We start from the raw sequence: 4938 nt of genomic DNA on the forward strand, positions 1-4938 counted from the left end.
CGGACTTGGGCGTCACCACCGCCGCGCTGGCGGAAACCCTACGCATCGCCACGATAGGAGACTACGATTGGTCGCTGTCCAAACTCAATCTGGCCCAGCGCCAAGTACCCATGGTGGTTAAATTGGCGGCAGAAGGCCGCCGCGATCTGGCCGTGCTGGAACGGCTGGCGGTGCCGTCCGCCAAGCCCGGCACCGGTGCGGTGATGATCGGCCAGGTCGCCAAGCTGGAACTGTCCAGCGGCCCGGCGGTAATCGACCGTTACGACCGTTCGCGCAATATTAACTTCGAAATCGAGCTGGCCAGCCTGCCGCTGGGAGACGTTACCGCGGCGGTGGAAAATTTGCCCAGCATCAAAAATCTGCCGGCCGGTGTAAAACGTATCAATATCGGCGACGCGGAAATGATGGGCGAACTGTTCGCCAGTTTCGGCCTGGCCATGCTGACCGGCGTGCTGTGTATCTTTATTGTGCTGGTGCTGTTGTTCAAGGACTTTTTACAGCCCATCACCATCCTGGCCGCCCTGCCGCTGTCGTTCGGCGGCGGCTTCGTGGCGCTGCTGCTGACCGGCAAGGCCTTTTCGATGCCGTCGTTGATCGGTCTGGTCATGCTGATGGGTATTGCCACCAAAAACTCCATCCTGCTGGTCGAATACGCCATCGTGGCCCGCCGCGATCACGGCATGAGCCGCATGGAGGCCTTGCTGGATGCCTGCCACAAACGGGCCCGGCCCATCGTGATGACCACCATCGCCATGGGTGCCGGCATGCTGCCGATTGCGCTGGGCACCGGCGACGCGGATTCGTCGTTCCGCAGCCCGATGGCGGTGGCGGTTATCGGCGGTTTGGTTACGTCCACCTTCCTCAGCCTGTTGGTAATTCCGGTGGCCTATACCTATCTGGACGACTGCAAGCAATTTGGCAGCGCGTTGTGGCGGCGTTATGCCGGCGGCAAACCGGCTGCCGATGAAGCGAGCGTTTAGACTTTACGGGGTAGCCATGCGTTTACATCATCGGGGCTTGGCGCTGCTGGTGGTTGCCATTTTGGGACTTAATTTTTAATAAGTTATCCCCCCTGCAAAGCCCGGGATTTTATGTTGTGAACGGCTCAAAGCTGTAATGGTCAACTAAAATAGGATACATTTTTAGACAGCGTTTTTAAAATACGTTCGCTCGAATTCGAGAGCTAAACATAGTAAGCACTGGTACTCACCGCCATCACACGACACAATGCGGTCACACGGTATACGTCTTCCGTTGTTCTCGAATAAACCCGTACTTTACTTGTGCCCTGTGGGTATGCCTCCATCGATTACCGCCACTGGAATGAGCGCTGCCGTAACGGTCTCGCAGGTAGGGCAAGCGTATTGCGGACGAATGTGTTTATGGACAAAGCATCTGGCTGGCTCGGCATCCAGTCCCTCGCTGACGTTCCCGCCGTTACTTCGACAAGCTCCGCACAAGTCTTAACCAACTCTTTGCCGCACTGGCCGCACGAGCAGTATTCGGGTTCGTGGCGGTGTTTAATACCCACGGAGCACAAGTGCGAGGCAAATGATCGAGTAACGGTTGCCGACAAGCCATAAGGACGTGGTGAATGCAGAAAAAACAGAAACATTTTTATGCCCGCGCGAGGGCATTTGGGGCGAGCAACAGTGTCGCAGGATTGGTCATACAGAAGTTGCTCGACTTCCTCATCAATAGCCGAGATGTCGGTATTCCAGGTTTCCTCGAACACACCCCGCTGCAGCAGGTCCAGACATTCGGTCTTGCGACTAAAGCGGATAGCGATGCAAACGGCCATACGAAAAGCCAAAACTCTAACACCCCGCAGTCGCGAATAGACTCTGGAGACCTGCTTAACGGCGATCAATCGCTGATATGTGGGATGATCGAGCTATTACAGTTTGGTTTAAGGCAATTTGCTTTGTTTAAAAAGCTTGTTTTCACCAATAATTCGTATATAATAGTCTTTTAACTGACGGGTCGTTAGCTCAGCCGGTAGAGCACCGCACTTTTAATGCGATGGTCGTGCGTTCGAATCGCACACGACCCACCATCAATAGTTTTAAAATCAAAGGCTTATGGTTATTCCATCAAGCCTTTTTTTATATTCTCGATATACCTTTCCACTTTCTTTCCATTCGGTTTTAGAATTCCCGACCGGAAAGCGGGTTTAACTGCCTAACCTCATCATGAAAATCCGGGGAAAGGTGAGCATAACGCATAGTAACAGTTAAAGAGGAATGACCAAGCAATTGTTGCAAGCTTTTCAGATTACCGCCCTTCATCACGTAATGACTGGCAAAGGTATGCCGGAGAACGTGGGCAAGTTGGCCAGAAGGTAATTTAATACCGGTACGTTTAAGAGCCGACCTAAAAGCGGAATGGCAGGATTGAAAAGGCTGATTCTGTAAAAACTGAAAAACCAGGTCAAACAGAAAAGGCTCGACCGGCACAAATCGAGACTGGCCATTCTTGGTATTAACGAAATAGAAGCCACCATTCCGGCAATTTGTATGTATCAAGGATTCAGCTTCGGACCAACGGGCACCGGTGGCCAATGAAATCATAACCACATAATAAAGACTAGAATTCCGGGATTTTTTGACCTCATCGGATAACAGCGTAATTTGTTCATCAGTTAAATACGACAACTCGGAACCGGTCTGTTTAAGCTTTCGGACCGTCTGAACAGGCGACTCGTAATCGATAACGGACAATCGCTTCAGTTCTCGAAAAACCGCCTTCAAAGTCTGTAATTCACGGTTCAATGTGGCTGGTTGTATGCCTCGATCGACGCGTGTTTGCCGATACACCGAAAAATCGGAAACCGAGAATTCAAAAGCGACCGGATCATTCAATGCCTTAGAAATCGCTAAGAGCCTTGATTTTGTATCAAGAGAAGAATTAAGAACCCGGCCGTGAAGGTCATACCAAAGATTAACCAATTCGGATAAACGTCGATTATCGCCTTTCGGCTCTATTCGACCTGATAGAAGTAAACGCTCAAAATAATTCGCTTCGGCCTTAGTATCGAAAAGACGAATAACACGCTTGCCCTTGATACCGTCTGGACGTATATCGACTTTCCACTTTTGCCCGTCTTTTTTAGCCATAATCGTAAGCTATTGATTTTACATGTGATCAAAAAAATAGATTTTGCCGAATCTAATAAATGTCACGGTATCTTGGCACCAAGATAGTGTGACATCATTAAGCAGCCGTACCGATAATCCGCCGAAGCGCTAAACCCTTTTCCACATTTTCCCGAAGATCGGATTCAGAAAGCCCCCTGGATATGTAATAACTAACTATCTGAGGGTAGAACGTAAGCCGTTTGAGCTGACCCATGACTTGTTTGGTATCCATTCCGGAACGCGCACAAAGGGTTATCATATTGCCGATGAGAAGACTGATATTTTTGGCAACGGGATCCACGGACTCTTTTTTTTTGCGGCAAATTCGAACACCATCCGCAGGAACATAGAATTCAATATCTTGCATCAAGAGCTGCCATATCGGGTGAATAACATCAGGTTTTGAAAACTTTCGGTCATTATCACGACGGCCATTCACTTGATTAAAACGAGTCAAACGCATGCCATAACGCCATATATCCGTAAGATGGTCTGCAACATCGAGCCAGGATTCAAGGGATTTATCCATACCCTGACCAACTTCACGAATTACAGAATGATGAAATCTAAGCTCAAGACGACGAACCTTTTTAGCCGGATCATAGGCACCCAATGAATAGGCCAACCATTCGCGTTGGTAATAGTCCTGCTTGTCACGCTTAACCATTTCCTTGGTTTTGTCATACATACAGACCTGAAAAGACGATGCACGGCCTATCAAGTAGTTTTTTTCGGTATTAGGACCGCCATACGTAGCAACAGCCTCGGAAAAATCGGACAAGTCGATTTCCGAAATATTGTCAAATGTACGAACGGTACGGGAATAGGTAGACAACCGGCTAAGACAATCGGAATCGAAGGTGAAACCTTGGTAATCGCACGCCAGATGGACGGCAACACCTTTCGGGATAGGATCATGTAAAAAAGACCGAGACAGGCCATAGTCACCGTGTAATCGTTGCCATATCTTGAGCTTGGAACGTTGCGAAATGAAATGAGGCGAAAGCTCGATTTTTAGATGCTGGCCAGGCGCATCAAGTTTTTCATAGTAAGAGCCAAACAATATGACAATGCCTTCATCATTGCTTTGAAGCTTATAGCGATACCGAGCGACCTTACCCATTTTTGATAGATGCCAACGTATACCGCCAGGCGAACCAAGATAGATCAAATCTTCACGGTTTTTGATATGCATCTCTAGCTTATCGATCAAACCTTCATCGGGAATGCCATAAAACAACTGCCTAACGGTATCGACCGAAGCGCCGACAATCTGAACTTCGGATAAATCAGTAAAACCGGATTCAGTGTTAAAAAAAAGACGCCCCTTTGAATCTTCAGCGCCATTTTTAGATAAAGATTCGGTAGAAAATCGTTGTGATAGCTTCATTTTATTGATACCTATTAAGACCTTTCGGCATATTGGTTGTAACGTGATACAAGAGCGTTCACGGAATTTTGTTGTTTTGCCCGAACTCACCGGGTGGGGCTGGCTGGCCTGTCTGGGCTGACGCCGCAAAACCCCCACATGAGGCGCTACGCGCACTTTTTTTGCATTTTTGGCTTGTTAATATGTGGAAAATTCAGCGGGGAAAGCGTGGCCGTGGATAAACCATGGACGGCGGAGCCGCAAGCCTCGAAAACCCAACAGCCCCCAAAACGCAAAACCACTCCAACGGCCACCACGGCAAAACGCCGCCCACAGCTTACCCACCGCCACCCCCGCCGTTTTCCCACGATATTAACAAGCCGCCGCAACAAGTTTGCTTAATCGCTCACCGGCTGTTTTATTTTGATGCAG

The 4938-nt window shown here is 49.0% G+C and carries 4 protein-coding genes, 1 tRNA gene and 1 pseudogene; 3 read left to right on the forward strand and 3 right to left on the reverse strand.

Going from position 1 to position 4938, the window contains the following annotated elements:
• On the forward strand, window positions 1-980 hold a 980-nt coding region (locus tag NP596_RS19720; RefSeq protein ID WP_256617108.1), incomplete at its 5' end, for an efflux RND transporter permease subunit.
• A 315-nt stretch (window positions 981-1295) separates the two neighbouring features.
• On the opposite strand, the pseudogene NP596_RS19725 reads toward NP596_RS19720, so the two are convergent.
• Window positions 1296-1525 (reverse strand): annotated as a pseudogene (locus NP596_RS19725) (IS66 family transposase zinc-finger binding domain-containing protein); the annotation flags it as partial.
• A gap of 69 nt (window positions 1526-1594) precedes the next feature.
• Here NP596_RS19725 and NP596_RS19730 point away from each other — a divergent pair.
• Entirely contained in the window at window positions 1595-1975 is a 381-nt protein-coding gene (locus NP596_RS19730; protein ID WP_256617109.1) for a hypothetical protein, read from the forward strand.
• Between the two features lie 5 nt (window positions 1976-1980).
• Window positions 1981-2056: transfer RNA gene (locus tag NP596_RS19735), tRNA-Lys, on the forward strand.
• A 91-nt stretch (window positions 2057-2147) separates the two neighbouring features.
• Here the strand turns inward: NP596_RS19735 and NP596_RS19740 are convergent.
• Complete coding sequence (locus tag NP596_RS19740; protein ID WP_256617110.1) at window positions 2148-3116, reverse strand: phage integrase; 969 nt, start codon at window positions 3114-3116, stop codon at window positions 2148-2150.
• Window positions 3117-3213: 97 nt separating this feature from the next.
• The gene (locus NP596_RS19745; protein ID WP_256617111.1) at window positions 3214-4527 is read right to left on the reverse strand and encodes a phage replication initiation factor; all 1314 of its coding nucleotides are present in this window, start codon (window positions 4525-4527) and stop codon (window positions 3214-3216) included.
• Window positions 4528-4938: the final 411 nt, after the last annotated feature.

It is taken from the genome of Methylomonas rivi (genome assembly GCF_024505165.1).
GTDB lineage: Bacteria > Pseudomonadota > Gammaproteobacteria > Methylococcales > Methylomonadaceae > Methylomonas > Methylomonas rivi.

What these genes read in the sequence shown, in the direction of transcription:
- NP596_RS19730 (WP_256617109.1), top strand. Translation starts at nt 1,595, where the DNA reads ATGCAGAAAAAACAGAAACATTTTTATGCCCGCGCGAGGGCATTTGGG.
- NP596_RS19740 (WP_256617110.1), bottom strand. Translation starts at nt 3,116, where the DNA reads ATGGCTAAAAAAGACGGGCAAAAGTGGAAAGTCGATATACGTCCAGAC.
- NP596_RS19745 (WP_256617111.1), bottom strand. Translation starts at nt 4,527, where the DNA reads ATGAAGCTATCACAACGATTTTCTACCGAATCTTTATCTAAAAATGGC.